Source organism: Haloferax namakaokahaiae (genome assembly GCF_042663225.1).
Lineage (GTDB): Archaea > Halobacteriota > Halobacteria > Halobacteriales > Haloferacaceae > Haloferax > Haloferax namakaokahaiae.
This window is the reverse complement of record NZ_JBHTAA010000001.1, coordinates 339,339-350,817: the sequence shown is the minus strand read 5'-3', so window position 1 is coordinate 350,817 and position 11,479 is coordinate 339,339. Positions and strand designations below refer to the sequence as shown.

At 63.5% G+C, this 11,479-nt stretch carries 16 protein-coding genes and 2 tRNA genes; 5 read left to right on the top strand and 13 right to left on the bottom strand.

What is annotated here, in order from left to right:
* Positions 1 to 4: 4 nt before the first annotated feature.
* The 6 genes from ACFQJC_RS01930 to ACFQJC_RS01905 are packed head-to-tail and all read right to left on the bottom strand — an operon-like array spanning position 5 to position 4,022.
* Positions 5 to 427: a 30S ribosomal protein S19 gene (locus ACFQJC_RS01930; protein ID WP_390221559.1), complete on the bottom strand. Its 423-nt coding sequence runs from the start codon at positions 425 to 427 to the stop codon at positions 5 to 7.
* A gap of 2 nt (positions 428 to 429) precedes the next feature.
* Positions 430 to 1,155 (bottom strand): 50S ribosomal protein L2, encoded by a 726-nt coding sequence (locus ACFQJC_RS01925; RefSeq protein ID WP_390221558.1) that lies wholly within the window; start codon positions 1,153 to 1,155, stop codon positions 430 to 432.
* A gap of 2 nt (positions 1,156 to 1,157) precedes the next feature.
* Positions 1,158 to 1,412 carry a 50S ribosomal protein L23 gene (locus ACFQJC_RS01920; protein ID WP_390221557.1) on the bottom strand — a complete coding sequence of 85 codons (255 nt, stop codon included), beginning with the start codon at positions 1,410 to 1,412 and terminating at the stop codon, positions 1,158 to 1,160.
* Entirely contained in the window at positions 1,409 to 2,155 is a 747-nt protein-coding gene (gene rpl4p / locus ACFQJC_RS01915; protein ID WP_390221556.1) for a 50S ribosomal protein L4, read from the bottom strand. The genes ACFQJC_RS01920 and rpl4p overlap by 4 nt, the downstream gene beginning before the upstream one ends.
* 3 nt (positions 2,156 to 2,158) lie before the next feature.
* Positions 2,159 to 3,175 (bottom strand): 50S ribosomal protein L3, encoded by a 1,017-nt coding sequence (locus ACFQJC_RS01910; protein WP_390221555.1) that lies wholly within the window; start codon positions 3,173 to 3,175, stop codon positions 2,159 to 2,161.
* Positions 3,176 to 3,179: 4 nt separating this feature from the next.
* Positions 3,180 to 4,022, bottom strand: a complete 843-nt coding sequence (locus tag ACFQJC_RS01905; protein WP_390221554.1) for a putative RNA uridine N3 methyltransferase — start codon at positions 4,020 to 4,022, stop codon at positions 3,180 to 3,182.
* 289 nt (positions 4,023 to 4,311) lie between these two features.
* Here ACFQJC_RS01905 and ACFQJC_RS01900 point away from each other — a divergent pair.
* Positions 4,312 to 4,382, top strand: a tRNA-Gly gene (locus ACFQJC_RS01900).
* An 11-nt stretch (positions 4,383 to 4,393) separates the two neighbouring features.
* A tRNA-Gly gene (locus tag ACFQJC_RS01895) sits at positions 4,394 to 4,464 on the top strand.
* Between the two features lie 167 nt (positions 4,465 to 4,631).
* Here the strand turns inward: ACFQJC_RS01895 and ACFQJC_RS01890 are convergent.
* The 5 genes from ACFQJC_RS01890 to ACFQJC_RS01870 all read right to left on the bottom strand — a co-directional run bounded on the left by ACFQJC_RS01890 (position 4,632) and on the right by ACFQJC_RS01870 (position 7,169).
* A complete protein-coding gene (locus tag ACFQJC_RS01890) occupies positions 4,632 to 5,147 on the bottom strand; it encodes a hypothetical protein (RefSeq protein WP_390221553.1) in 516 nt (171 codons plus the stop codon).
* 91 nt (positions 5,148 to 5,238) lie between these two features.
* Complete coding sequence (locus ACFQJC_RS01885; RefSeq protein WP_390221552.1) at positions 5,239 to 5,493, bottom strand: hypothetical protein; 255 nt, start codon at positions 5,491 to 5,493, stop codon at positions 5,239 to 5,241.
* Positions 5,494 to 5,555: 62 nt separating this feature from the next.
* On the bottom strand, positions 5,556 to 5,831 hold the full coding sequence (locus ACFQJC_RS01880) for a DUF7130 family rubredoxin-like protein (RefSeq protein ID WP_390221551.1): 276 nt from the start codon (positions 5,829 to 5,831) through the stop codon (positions 5,556 to 5,558).
* A gap of 38 nt (positions 5,832 to 5,869) precedes the next feature.
* Complete coding sequence (locus tag ACFQJC_RS01875; protein ID WP_390221550.1) at positions 5,870 to 6,925, bottom strand: YihY/virulence factor BrkB family protein; 1,056 nt, start codon at positions 6,923 to 6,925, stop codon at positions 5,870 to 5,872.
* Between the two features lie 49 nt (positions 6,926 to 6,974).
* Positions 6,975 to 7,169 (bottom strand): hypothetical protein, encoded by a 195-nt coding sequence (locus tag ACFQJC_RS01870; protein WP_390221549.1) that lies wholly within the window; start codon positions 7,167 to 7,169, stop codon positions 6,975 to 6,977.
* Positions 7,170 to 7,247: 78 nt separating this feature from the next.
* Here ACFQJC_RS01870 and ACFQJC_RS01865 point away from each other — a divergent pair, with 78 nt between their 5' ends.
* The 3 genes from ACFQJC_RS01865 (at position 7,248) to ACFQJC_RS01855 (ending at position 9,171) form a co-directional block, all read left to right on the top strand.
* Positions 7,248 to 7,559, top strand: a complete 312-nt coding sequence (locus tag ACFQJC_RS01865; protein ID WP_390221548.1) for an MTH1187 family thiamine-binding protein — start codon at positions 7,248 to 7,250, stop codon at positions 7,557 to 7,559.
* A gap of 197 nt (positions 7,560 to 7,756) precedes the next feature.
* The gene (gene mch, locus ACFQJC_RS01860; protein ID WP_390221547.1) at positions 7,757 to 8,689 is read left to right on the top strand and encodes a methenyltetrahydromethanopterin cyclohydrolase; all 933 of its coding nucleotides are present in this window, start codon (positions 7,757 to 7,759) and stop codon (positions 8,687 to 8,689) included.
* Entirely contained in the window at positions 8,686 to 9,171 is a 486-nt protein-coding gene (locus tag ACFQJC_RS01855; RefSeq protein WP_390221546.1) for a hypothetical protein, read from the top strand. The genes mch and ACFQJC_RS01855 overlap by 4 nt, the downstream gene beginning before the upstream one ends.
* Positions 9,172 to 9,201: 30 nt before the next feature.
* Here the strand turns inward: ACFQJC_RS01855 and ACFQJC_RS01850 are convergent, their stop codons facing one another.
* Both ACFQJC_RS01850 and ACFQJC_RS01845 read right to left on the bottom strand, forming a co-directional pair.
* On the bottom strand, positions 9,202 to 10,806 hold the full coding sequence (locus tag ACFQJC_RS01850) for a GTPBP1 family GTP-binding protein (protein ID WP_390221545.1): 1,605 nt from the start codon (positions 10,804 to 10,806) through the stop codon (positions 9,202 to 9,204).
* A gap of 123 nt (positions 10,807 to 10,929) precedes the next feature.
* The gene (locus ACFQJC_RS01845; RefSeq protein WP_390221544.1) at positions 10,930 to 11,475 is read right to left on the bottom strand and encodes a J domain-containing protein; all 546 of its coding nucleotides are present in this window, start codon (positions 11,473 to 11,475) and stop codon (positions 10,930 to 10,932) included.
* Positions 11,476 to 11,479: the final 4 nt, after the last annotated feature.

Below are 11,479 nucleotides of genomic sequence, written 5' to 3'. Positions count from 1 at the left end.
GGTTTTACTTGAGCGGCACGAACTTCGAGGACCGGGTCGCGCCGATACCGGCCTGCCCGTGGGTCACTGACGACCGGGTCAGTTGGAACTCGCCAAGATAGTGTCCGATCATCTCGGGCTGAATCTTGACGCGCTCGAACTCTTGACCGGTGTAGACAGCGAAGGTGAGTCCAACGAAGGACGGGAGAATCGGCATGTCACGCAGGTGCGTGCGAATCGGCGCGTTCGCCGTTTCTTCTTCCGTCTTGTTTTCGGCCTTCGTGACCAACTTCTCTTGGTCCGTCGAGAGGCCACGGGTGATAGTTCGCCGCTGTCGAGCGGGGAGCAGTTCCGCGACTTCGTCGAGCTCCATATCCTGCAGCTCTTCGAGCGTGTAGCCACGGTAGGTGAACTCACCTTCGCGGCCGGTACGGTATTGCGTGCTCATGATTACTTACCTCCCTTGCCACCGCGACCGGTGCGCTTAGAGGCGATGTCACCGACCTTCCGGCCCGGCGGGGCGTCCCGCGAGACGGACTTCGGCTGACCGGGGTGCTGCCGACCGCCGCCACCGAACGGGTGATCGACGGCGTTCATGGCAACACCGCGGACGCGCGGCCACTTGATACCACGCGCTTTCATCTTGTGGTACTTCTTCCCTGCCTTGACGAACGGCTTCTCCGTTCGACCGCCACCGGCGACGACGCCGATGGTCGCACGGCACGTGGGGTTGAGGCGCTTGACTTCGCCCGAGGGCAGCTTCACGACTGCGACCTCGCGGTCGTGCGAGAGCAGCTGTGCGCTGACACCGGATGCGCGGGCGAACTTCCCGCCGTCGCCGGGCTGACGCTCGACGTTACAGACGGGGACACCCTCGGGAATCTCGGCCAGCGGCATCGTGTTGCCGGGCTTGATTTCGGCGGAGACGCCAATCTGGATCTCCTCACCGACGGCGACGCCCTCGGGGACGAGGATCATGCGCTGTTCGTCGTCGAACTCGACGAGTGCGATCGGTGCACTGCGAGCGGGGTCGTGTTCGATGCCGACGACGGTACCGGAGATGGTGTCGTCGTCGTCAGACTTCTTGTGGGACAGTTCGGCCTTGTAGCGGTGCGATGGTGCACGGAACGTGGAGGAACCGCGACCACGACGCTGGCCCTGAATTCGGCGTCCCATCGTTAGAACACCCCAATTCGGGAGGCGACTTCCTGCGCCTCGTCGTCCTCAGAGAGTCGGACGGTTGCTTTCTTTTTGCCCTTCATCGTAATCTGCGTGTTGACGTTCTCGATGGCGACATCGTAGCGCGACTCGATCTCCTCGCGGATATCGGACTTGTTCGCGTCGATGTGGACGATGAACTGGAGCGTGTTGTCGAAGTCCATCATGTTCATCGCCTTCTCGGTGACGAGGGGGTGCTCGATGATGGTGCTCATCGGTCAGCCACCTCGTCGAGTGCGCTTTCGGTGAAGATGGTCAGGCGACCGGCGTGGGTGCCGGGTGCGAGGTCCTCGGCCGAGACGTTCGCCGCGGTTGCGACGTCGGCACCGGCGAGGTTGCGAGCAGCCTTCGATGGCTCCTCGGACGTCACGAAGAGAATCGACTTCGGACGCGTGTACTTGCGGCCACGGAGTTTGCCCTGGCCGCCCTTGACCTTCTTGTTGTCTTCGGAGCGCTCGATGTCGGCGTAGACGCCGAGCGACGAGAGGAGGTCAACGACTTCCTTCGTCTTCACGAGGTCCTCGAAGTCGTCGGAGACGACGAGCGGCAGTTCGAGGTCGTCGTCGAACTGGTGCCCGCGCTCTGCGACGAGTTCGGGGTTCGCCGTCGCGGCGAGTGCCGAGCGGACTGCGAGTTTGCGCTCTTTCGTGTTGATGCTCTTCCCCTGGTCCTTCTCGGCCTTCGGCGGGTGGGCGCGGCGGCCGGAGACGGCGTGCGGGACACGTCGAGCGACACCATTCTGACGTGGGTCGTGCGACATGCCGCGGCCGCTTCCGAAGGACTCTGCCGGCGTGCGCATGCCGGCGTAGGGGTCGGAACCGTACGGCTGTTTTCGGTTGGCCTGCGCGGCGATGACTGCGCGCTTGATGAGGTCCGGACGGTAAGCCGTCTCGAAGACCTCAGGCAGGTCGATGCTGCCTGCGTCGTCGCCGTTCAGGTCGCGGATAGTTGCCTGCATGGTTTAACCCTGGTTCGATGCGGTAGAGACGTAGCGCACCTCGGGGTCGAGGCGCGGTTGGTCGTTCGGCCGGATGGCCGGGCGGAACCGCAGAAGGCGCTTGTTCGGGCCCGGGAGCGAGCCTTTGACGAGCGCGTAGGAGCCCTCGACCTCACCGTAGTTGACGAAGCCACCATCGACGGTTGCCTCGTCGCCCTCGCCGAGGTCGATAAGACGCTTGTTGAGTTCGGTGCGTTGGTGGTACCCGGTCTGACCGAGCTGGGGAACCGTCGAGCGAACGCGCGACGGGTTCCACGGGCCGAGGTTACCGATACGGCGCCGCCAGCCCTGACGGGCGTGTTTGCCCTTCCGCTTCTGGACGCCCCATCGCTTGACGGGACCTTGGGTACCCTTACCTTTCGTGACACCCGCGGCGTCGAGGTACTCGCCGGCACGGAACACGTCGGACATCTCGTGAACGCCGCCGTCGCCGACGAGTTCGAGAGCGAATTCGGCGCGCTCCTGAATGGAGCCGCCGCCGACGCGCGTTTCCATCACGTCAGGTTTCTTCTTGGGGACGTTCTTGAGGTCCGAGGGCACCGTGTGCGTGATGACGCGAACGTCATCGACGTCGCCGGCCTCGACGGCCTCGCGGAATGCCTCTGCGTCCTCTTCGAACGTTGATTCTGCCGGCAGGTCGAGGGTGCGGTCGAGTTCGTCGTGGAACTCGTCTGCCCACACCTCGATCTCCGGGTTGAGTCCGTACGCCGTCTGCTTGTAGGCGCGAATGGCGACAGCACGCATCGGTGGCGTCTCGACGACGGTCACCGGAACGGCTTCTTCCATCCCCTCTCGGGGGGAGTCTGCCTCGTCGTTGACCATCATGACGTGCGTCATGCCGGCCTTGTAGCCAGCGAAGCCCTGCAGTGCAGGGGAGCCGTCATCATCGGGCCACGACTTGATGCGCGGAACCTCTTTGGTCACGCGCTTGCGTGGGCTGAAGCCCATCGAGCCTTTTCGTGGTCTGCTTGGTTGTGGCATGTGTTCACTCCGTGAGTGTCAGGGACGCGAGCGACGCGAACATCGCTTCCTCAGTTCGCACCACTTCGCTGCCCTGTCGCGGAATCGTATTGAGCCAGAGGTCGAACCCCGGACCACCGGAAGGTTCGACGTCTGCGACATCCTCGGGGTCCAACCCAAGGATGTCCGGAAGGCCTCGGCCCGGAGAACCGAAGACGACGGTCATCCCGTCGGCGTCGGCGATGCGGGTCGTCAGTTCTCCCAGTCGGGAGACCGACAGCGACTCGCCATAGCGAGACGTGGCGATTCGCACGCCAGCATCTGGTAGGCCGAGTGCTTCCGTGAGGTCCATGCGGGAAACGGAAAAGCCCGGAAGAGGCTTGTCCACAATCCGCGCACGGACCGGTTCTCGCGAAGAGATCCTGACAGCGACGCGCTCTCCCTCTGTGATGTCCATCCCTGGCGGGACGAACAGGGAGATCGGGTGTTGCATTCCGCAATTGACCCGAACGCGGTCGTCAGGTCCGACCTCGGTCACGATTCCTTCTCGCAACGCAGGCAACTCGTCTGAGTCACCTGCGGTCGTAGACGACACGAGCATGGGCGGCAAGATACCAGCGTAGCGGAGTTCGTCCCGCTTGCCCCACACTTCCTTCCGGAGGTATGGTGGCGTTGCGGCATACCGAAGTATGGTTTCGACGAACCCACCGCCCCATCGCGTCTCGCCATCTTCGTCGGGGAAGATGACGAGTCGGTCCGCCCGGAAAATCACCGCCGCACGGGCGATGTAGCCGAGTTTGCGAGTTGCCTCGCGTTGGTCTTCGGCTTCCCGGACGAGTGAGGACGGCACGAGTACGCTGCGTGTCATGCCGAATTCATCCTCGTCTCATCTAGACTGTGGCGTTTGTACCGGGGGCCTACCTAAAAGAGTAGCGAATCGTTTCTGGGGTGTTAGAGCGTCCCACGCACCGGTTTGTGAGGAATTAGCGAATGACCCATGGTACGAATTAACAGGAAATCTGAAACATCCATTTTGATGCCACTGATGTGGTAGCAGGTGCCGCGCTGTCGTCCGATTTCTCCCCCAGATTCGCAAGTCTTATTTATCAACCCGGCATTATCCAGAAACGCAGCAAGCGCCACAACACGCGCGGAATGCGCTGGTAGTGTAGTGGTATCACGTGACCTTGCCATGGTCACAACCTGGGTTCAAATCCCAGCCAGCGCACTTTCGGACATGCGTCGGTAGTGTAGTGGTATCACGTGACCTTGCCATGGTCACAACCTGGGTTCAAATCCCAGCCGACGCACTTCTCTCGAACTCAACTCACCAAGCGACGCGTCTCGTCGCGTCGCTCCGTCTGAGTGAGTGAATGCGAAACGGTGGGATTTGAACTAGCGAGCAACGCGAAGCGTTGCGAGTGAAGTTCACAATCCCAGCCGACGCACCTTGAGTTTCTATCCCAGACTCGACTCCCTACGACCCCACAGACTCCCGATTCCGCCACCACCAGTACAACCCATACAGGCCACCGAGAAGCAGAACCACAGAGAAGCCGTCGAGAACGGAATTGAGCATCGTCCCGGTCGCAACGAGACCGTCCTGACTCACCTGCAACAGACTGTAGGCGAGCCACGTCGCGCACATCGAGACGAGCAGCACCACTCGCTCCAGTGGGAGCGCGCCGCGGGCGTACTGCACGCCGATGACTCCGAGAAGCGCCACGTAGAACACGAGGAGCGCGATGTCGAAATCGACCGGGAGCATGGTTACTAGAGACGGAACCGGACGACTGCGAGCACTCCCCACGACGGCGGCGACAGCGCCGACGATGAACAGGGGTTGTGCCTCGATGGCCGCCCACAGCCCGTTCGTGGGATCGACGCGTGGGTTGGTGCCGGTTTCGAGTGCGCTACGCGAAACCACGACACCGACTGCGACGATAGCCGCGACCAGACCGACGAGCCGCGAGAGCGGCAGTGCAGATGCCATACTGTCGCTCTCGCCCCGAGGTACAAATCAGTTGAGGCCGCCTAGCGCGCACGTGCGAGCGGAGAACAAATTAGTAGCCGAGCTTATCCGACTAATAGCCGAGCGTATCCGACGTTTCGATTCGCTCGATACCGTCGAGTTCGCACAGCGCCGAGACGTCGGTCTCGTCCACGACGACGATGATGCCGCCGAACTGGAGTTCGTTCCCCACGGTACCGCCGAGGTCCGAGACGAGTGCCTCCAGTTTCGACCGCGCGTCGTCGGATTCCGGGTGGACGCGGAGTTCCGCGCGCTCGTCGTCGAAGGGGTCGTCGCGCATCCGGCGAACGGGGTGAGAGAGGTACATACCTGTGCTGCGGATGCGAGCCAAAAAACGGTCGCGGTCGGCGGGCGGTCACCGTCGCCGAGTCAGTCTTCTCTGAAGTAGTATAGTGCTTCGCGCGGAGCCGAACAGTTCGGACAGGCGACGGGGAACGCCGTCAAGTGCCCGAGTTCGCCGCAGTCGTCGCACCGCCAGACGAGACGCGATTCGGCGAGGGTGTGGTTTACCATCCGCCGATTCTCGACGACGGTCGGTGGTCGCACCGCTCGTGATTCGGTCGTCGCGCTCACTTCTACGTCGTCCCACGATTCGCGCTCAGGAACGACTGTTCTCGTCGAGTGGGGTGGAGTCCGGATTGCCATGGAGATACGTTCGCGCGCCGAACGCATAATCGCCGTTCTCATTTTTCCTGATTGTCAGGCCACGACGACCATCGAAGCTCCAGTCGGACCGGTCCCTCCGGGAGGAATTTGTTCGTGTCCGTATCGACGACGACCTTTCCGGGGCGGGGAATCCGGACGGCGTTCTCGCCGACGTGAATCTCGATATCGTCGTCGGAGCCATCGATGAGGCGGCCGAGGTGTTCGAGCGCGGTTGCGACTTCCATTCGGTTGGCGAGGTGTGCTTTCTCCTGTGGGCTGATGCCGCCGAAGAGCGGGGGGACGTTCACGTCCTGCGACCGATTCGAGAGGACGGCGTTGACGACCGCGCCGAAGAGGATGACGAGTCCGCTGAAGTAGAGCCACGTCAGGAGGACGAGCACGCCCGCGATGACGCTCGATTCGGGCGATTGGCTACTGAACTGGACGTAGAACCGAAACAGCCCTTCGAATATCGCCAACCCGACGGCGGCAACCACCGTCCCCGGGAGGACTTCGAGGCGCGTCACGTCCTCGTCGGGGAAGATGTAGTACATCGGGAAGAGCGTCGCTACGAGGGCGGTGATGAGGACGGCACGGTTGAGAACCCAGCCGACCGACCCCCCGACCGACGTGAGCGCCGAGTTGATGAGCGCGGCGGCGACGACGGTGAGCGAGACGGCGACGAGGACGACGATGCCGTCCGAGACTTGGTCGGCGAAGGTGTTGGCGGCCTCGGACTCGTAGATATCCGAGAAGGCGGTGTCGAGACCGCGGAAGATACGGAGCGTCCCCCAGACGAGGACGAGCACGCCGACGAGCGAGAGACCGGCGAGTTGACTCGACGTTTCGAGTTCCGCCACGATGACGTCGCTCGCGCCGGGTGTGAGGACCGACTGGATGAGTCGAATGACGCTCCCCCGGAGGTCTTCGTTGCCGGTCACCGAGACGGCAGTGAGGACGAGTAAGAACAGCGGGAGGAGTGAGACGAACGCACCGTAGGCGATGCTGCCGGCCATGAACGTCAGCCGTTCGGTACGTACCTCGAAGAAAATCGCTCGGCTGTAGAGGAGCGCGCGCTCGACGCGTGGATTCATACCCCTCGATACGTCAGCCGGCGAGAAAAATCAGGACGGAATTTTCGACCTACCGCTGGGAGACGAAGACGAAGACTGCAACGCCGAGAAGCAGCCCCGTCACCGTCCACTCGGCGCGATAGCCGACGAGCGCGCCAATCACGGCGCAGATGCCGATGGCAGTCGCAACGGACGAGAGCGCAAAGAGCGTTCGGCGAGTCGATATCGAGCGCAACATATCGGATTCGAAGAGAATCCACCTCATATCCGCGTCGATTTCGTTCACGAATAGTTGACTGTCTCACACCTCGTTTTTACCACACTCCGGCGCGATGAGTGAGTCATGACAGTCATCGCACTGCTGAGCGTCGCACCGGTCATCGAAGACAGCATGTCGGGCGAAGTCGCCAAGGCCGTGGCCGCGCTGGACGACTTCGATGTCTCCTACGAGACGAATCCCATGGGGACGATTATCGAAGCCGACGACATCGACGAGTTGCTCGCCGCGGTCGGCGCGGCGCACAAGGCCGTCGATGGCGACCGGGTGAGCACGTTCCTGAAAATAGACGACAAGCGCACGGTGAGCCAGTCGGCGAGCGACAAAGTCGCGGCCGTCGAAGAGCACCTCGGGCGGCCCGCGAAACGCGAGCGTTGAGAGTTATATATCGACACTCGTTGCCTGTGTTGGTGGGTCCACCATGCTGCTGCACTGCGATGTGAGTGTAGCGAACCTCGCAGCACTTTTTGGTCCAGATTTTTACGAGGAGTGGGTCGCCGAAGGCGGCCCCGACGAAGTAAAAAGGTGGGGTGGGACTGACAAACCCTTTAGGCGAAGACGCGCAATCGGCGCGCATGGACAGCATCAATCGAATGGCCATCGAACTGGTTGACGAGGCGCTCGACTTCGCCGCGGAACTCGGTATCGAGGGCCACGAACTCGACTCCGGAGCGACGGTCATCGACTTCGGCGTCGATGCGGACGGCGGCGTCGAAGCGGGGATGCTCCTCACGGAGATACAAACCGCCGGACTCGCCACCGTCCAGACCCGGATGGGCGAGGTTGCGGGAACGCCCCGACCCCACGTCGAGATTTCGACCGACCGCCCCGCGCTCGCACTCCTCTGCTCGCAGAAGGCCGGGTGGGAACTCGTCTTCGACGACTTCGACGGACTCGGCTCCGGCCCCGCCCGCGCGCTCGTCGGCGAAGAGGCGGAATTCCACGAACTCGGCTACTACGACGAGTTCGACCTGACCGTCCTCGCCGTCGAGAGCATCGACCTCCCAACCGACGAAGTGGCCGAACACGTCGCCGAGATGACCGACCTCGAACCGAGCGCCATCTTCCTGCCGACGTACGCCACCGGCTCGCTCGCCGGGAGCGTCACGGGCGCGGCCCGAACCGCCGAGTTGGCGATGTTCAACCTCTTCGAACTCGGCTACGACCCGACGAACGTGGTCTCTATCAGCGGCACCGCCCCGCTCGCGCCCGTCAGCTACGACGAGAGCGTCGCTATGGGCCGAACCAACGACTCGGTCGCATACGGCGGGCAGGTCCACATGACCGTCCGCGAGGACTTCGACCACTTCGACGGCGTCGTCTCCAGTGCCGGAAGCGAGTACAGCGTTCCCTTCGTGGACCTGTTCGAGGACGCCGAGTGGGACTTCTCGGAGGTAGACCCGAACGTCTTCGGTCCCGCACAGGCGACCATCGACGTTATCGACGGCCCGGCGTACACCCTCGGCGAGACGGACGAGGAGATTCTCGCCGACTCGTTCGACCTGTGAGACGAAAGCCCGTCCCGCCAGCACCGGCGTCGCTCGACCGCCTGTCGGAGGCGCATCGAGGCGTCCCGCTCATCCCCGGTTCGGAGGACGACTGTTGCAGTCGCATCGCCGACCAACTCGACGTGTCGCGCGACGAGGGCCGCGATTGGCTGGTGTTCTGCCAGTCGCTCGGACTCGCTCGTGAGGCCAGTCGCGGCTTCGAACGCGTCCGCGACGAGCATTCGACCGACGACCTGCGAAAGGCGTTCGTCGAGCACGTCTTCGGCGCACGAGAAGTCGTCCAAACGCTGACTGAAGACCCGCAGTCCGCCGACGAGGTGTTCGACCAATTCGAGCAATGGGTCCCTCGGTGGGAGCGTCACCGCGACCCGGAAGGCTGGGAGTCGCGCTGGCGGACGCGCGTCGAGCGACTGCTGGACTGGGCGGTGTTGTTCGAACTCGCAGAAGCGCAGGAACAGGGCTACGTCGTCGCCGACGCCTGACTCGGTTCTTTCCGCTCGGGCCGTCCTCTCTTAGCGAACCTTCGTCACGGTGCCGACGCCCTTCGAGCGACCCTCACGGAAGACGAATCGCTGGCCTTCCTCGACGAAGTACGGCCGGAATTTGAACTCCACCGTCGTCGTGCCCGTATCGCCCGGGAGGAGTTGCCCGCCTTCGGGGTGGAAGATGGCCGCCTCGGAGATGGTTTCGAGGTGGACGACGGGTTCGTAGCCCTCTCGAATCCGAGTCGGGTGGTTCAGCACCATCACGTCGGCTTCGAACTCGCGGACGGCGTTCGGCTCGGAGCCGGCGGGGACGAGCACCATCCCGCGCTCGAGTTCCTCCTCTCTGACGCCCTTGAGCGCGATACCGACGATTCGTCCGGCGTTGGCCCGGTCCACGCGGTAGTAGTGCATCTCGATAGAGCGAGCCTCGACCTCTCTGAACGTGCCGTCGGCCATCGGGCCGACGAGGAGTTGGTCGCCGACTTCGACCGCCCCCGAGTTGACCGTCCCCGAGGCGACGGCACCCACGCCGGTCACCGAGTAGGTTCGGTCGATGTACATCCGGAAGTCGCCCTCGTCGGCCTGTCGCTTCGGGAGCGACTCGAACAGTTGGTCCAGTTCGGAGATGCCCTCCATCGTCACCGCGCTCGAACGGAGGATGGGGACGACCGACTCGCTAATCTCCTCGATAGCGGCCTCGACGCCGTAGCGCTCGATTCGAAGCGGGGTTCGGCCAACGTCGCGGAGCAGGCGCTCGACTTCGCGCTCGACCTCCTCGGCGCGCTCGGGCGTGACCGCATCGACCTTCGTGATGGCGACGACGGTCGGCAACTCCATGGCGAGGAGGATACCGAGGTGCTCGCGGGTCGTCCGCGTCGGGCCGTCGTCCGCGGCGACGACGAGCAGGCCATAGTCGAGTCGCTGGCCGACGAGTCCGCGAATCGTCGTCCGAAGCCACGGTTCGTGGCCGACCGTATCGACGAACGAGACGAGTCGGTCAGCGTCTTCGACGATTTTCGCGCGGTCGGATTTCCGGTGGGGGTTCTGCATGTGCAGCGGTCCCTCGTCGTTGAAGCCGTAGACGGCGTACGAGAGGTCAGCCGAGAGACCGCGCTCGACTTCGTGGGGTTGAACGTCGAGGAACGAGCGCGTACTGCCGTTGCCGTTGTCGGGTTGTCCGGTGACGAGCGACCCGACGAGCGTTGACTTACCGTGGTCAACGTGGCCGGCCGTGCCGACGACGATGTGGTCGTCGTCAACGTCGAGGATGCCGCCCTCGCGGATGGTTGCGAGACCGACGAGACCGCGTTCTGCGCCGTCGCCGACGCCCCACGTCTCGACGTCTTCGATGTGTGCGCCCGCCTCTTCGGCGAGCAGCGAGAGCACGTCGAGTGTCTCGGAGAAGTCTTCGGGAGCGATTCCCGCGATTCCGCCGTCGTCTGTCACGCCGACGACGTACGTTGCGACACCATCACCGGAGAGCACTCGGTGGCGGAGCTGGGCGGCGAGCGACTCCATGCGGCCATCTGCCAGGTGAACGGCGCGGGTGAGACGCTCTTTGAACTCAACGTTCCCACCCTCCTGTTCACCACGCTGTAGGGCCTCTTCGAGGACGGCCCGATCGGCGCTCATGGCGGGGCGTAGGAAACCAACCGTGAAAACGCTTTCCGCGATAGCAATACCCGTGGTACAATAGCACACACAAGTAAGTGGGATGTAAATTTGGGGAAACGTGGGCGTCTCTCCGCCTAATTCCTACTCTGAGAGTCGCTCGTAGGCTTTCGAGACGCGCTTGAACGCCTCTTGGTCACCGGACTTCGAGTCCGGGTGTGTCTCTTTGACCAGTCTCCGGTAGGCGTCTTTTATGTCCGCCTGCGTCGCGTCGGCGTCGAGCCCGAGCGTCCGAAGCGCCTTGTCGCGGTTCATCCCGTTTCGAGACTGCGGCGGGCGCTGGCGACGTTGGTACTCGTATCGGTACTCCTGTTCGCCGACGTTGCGGTAGCGTCCCGCGCCGGGACCTTCGCGCGGGTCGCCGCGCGGGCCAGCGCCGAAGCCACCCGTGCTCGTCTCGCGTTGCCGTCTCGCGCCGAAGCCACCGAACTCGTCGGCGCGGACGCGCTCCCGCTCGAACTGCTCCGCGAGGCGGCCGCTCACCGAAGAGTACATGAAGTAGGTCGTCGCGCCGAACGGCAGGGCTACCGCCAGCAAAAAGGGCTGATAGACGAAGGCCAACACGACGAGCAGCATGGTGAGACCCGCGAACACCGCCGCGAGGCCCAAGACGAGTCGGTCGCGGTCCACAGAC

Excerpts from the sequence above, each read along its gene's own strand:
- ACFQJC_RS01885 (WP_390221552.1), bottom strand. The coding sequence starts at position 5,493 with ATGTACCTCTCTCACCCCGTTCGCCGGATGCGCGACGACCCCTTCGAC.
- ACFQJC_RS01920 (WP_390221557.1), bottom strand. The coding sequence starts at position 1,412 with ATGAGCACCATCATCGAGCACCCCCTCGTCACCGAGAAGGCGATGAAC.
- ACFQJC_RS01850 (WP_390221545.1), bottom strand. The coding sequence starts at position 10,806 with ATGAGCGCCGATCGGGCCGTCCTCGAAGAGGCCCTACAGCGTGGTGAA.
- ACFQJC_RS01890 (WP_390221553.1), bottom strand. The coding sequence starts at position 5,147 with ATGGCATCTGCACTGCCGCTCTCGCGGCTCGTCGGTCTGGTCGCGGCT.
- mch (WP_390221547.1), top strand. The coding sequence starts at position 7,757 with ATGGACAGCATCAATCGAATGGCCATCGAACTGGTTGACGAGGCGCTC.
- ACFQJC_RS01925 (WP_390221558.1), bottom strand. The coding sequence starts at position 1,155 with ATGGGACGCCGAATTCAGGGCCAGCGTCGTGGTCGCGGTTCCTCCACG.
- ACFQJC_RS01865 (WP_390221548.1), top strand. The coding sequence starts at position 7,248 with ATGACAGTCATCGCACTGCTGAGCGTCGCACCGGTCATCGAAGACAGC.
- ACFQJC_RS01880 (WP_390221551.1), bottom strand. The coding sequence starts at position 5,831 with ATGGCAATCCGGACTCCACCCCACTCGACGAGAACAGTCGTTCCTGAG.
- ACFQJC_RS01905 (WP_390221554.1), bottom strand. The coding sequence starts at position 4,022 with ATGACACGCAGCGTACTCGTGCCGTCCTCACTCGTCCGGGAAGCCGAA.
- ACFQJC_RS01870 (WP_390221549.1), bottom strand. The coding sequence starts at position 7,169 with ATGAGGTGGATTCTCTTCGAATCCGATATGTTGCGCTCGATATCGACT.
- rpl4p (WP_390221556.1), bottom strand. The coding sequence starts at position 2,155 with ATGCAGGCAACTATCCGCGACCTGAACGGCGACGACGCAGGCAGCATC.
- ACFQJC_RS01875 (WP_390221550.1), bottom strand. The coding sequence starts at position 6,925 with ATGAATCCACGCGTCGAGCGCGCGCTCCTCTACAGCCGAGCGATTTTC.
- ACFQJC_RS01930 (WP_390221559.1), bottom strand. The coding sequence starts at position 427 with ATGAGCACGCAATACCGTACCGGCCGCGAAGGTGAGTTCACCTACCGT.
- ACFQJC_RS01910 (WP_390221555.1), bottom strand. The coding sequence starts at position 3,175 with ATGCCACAACCAAGCAGACCACGAAAAGGCTCGATGGGCTTCAGCCCA.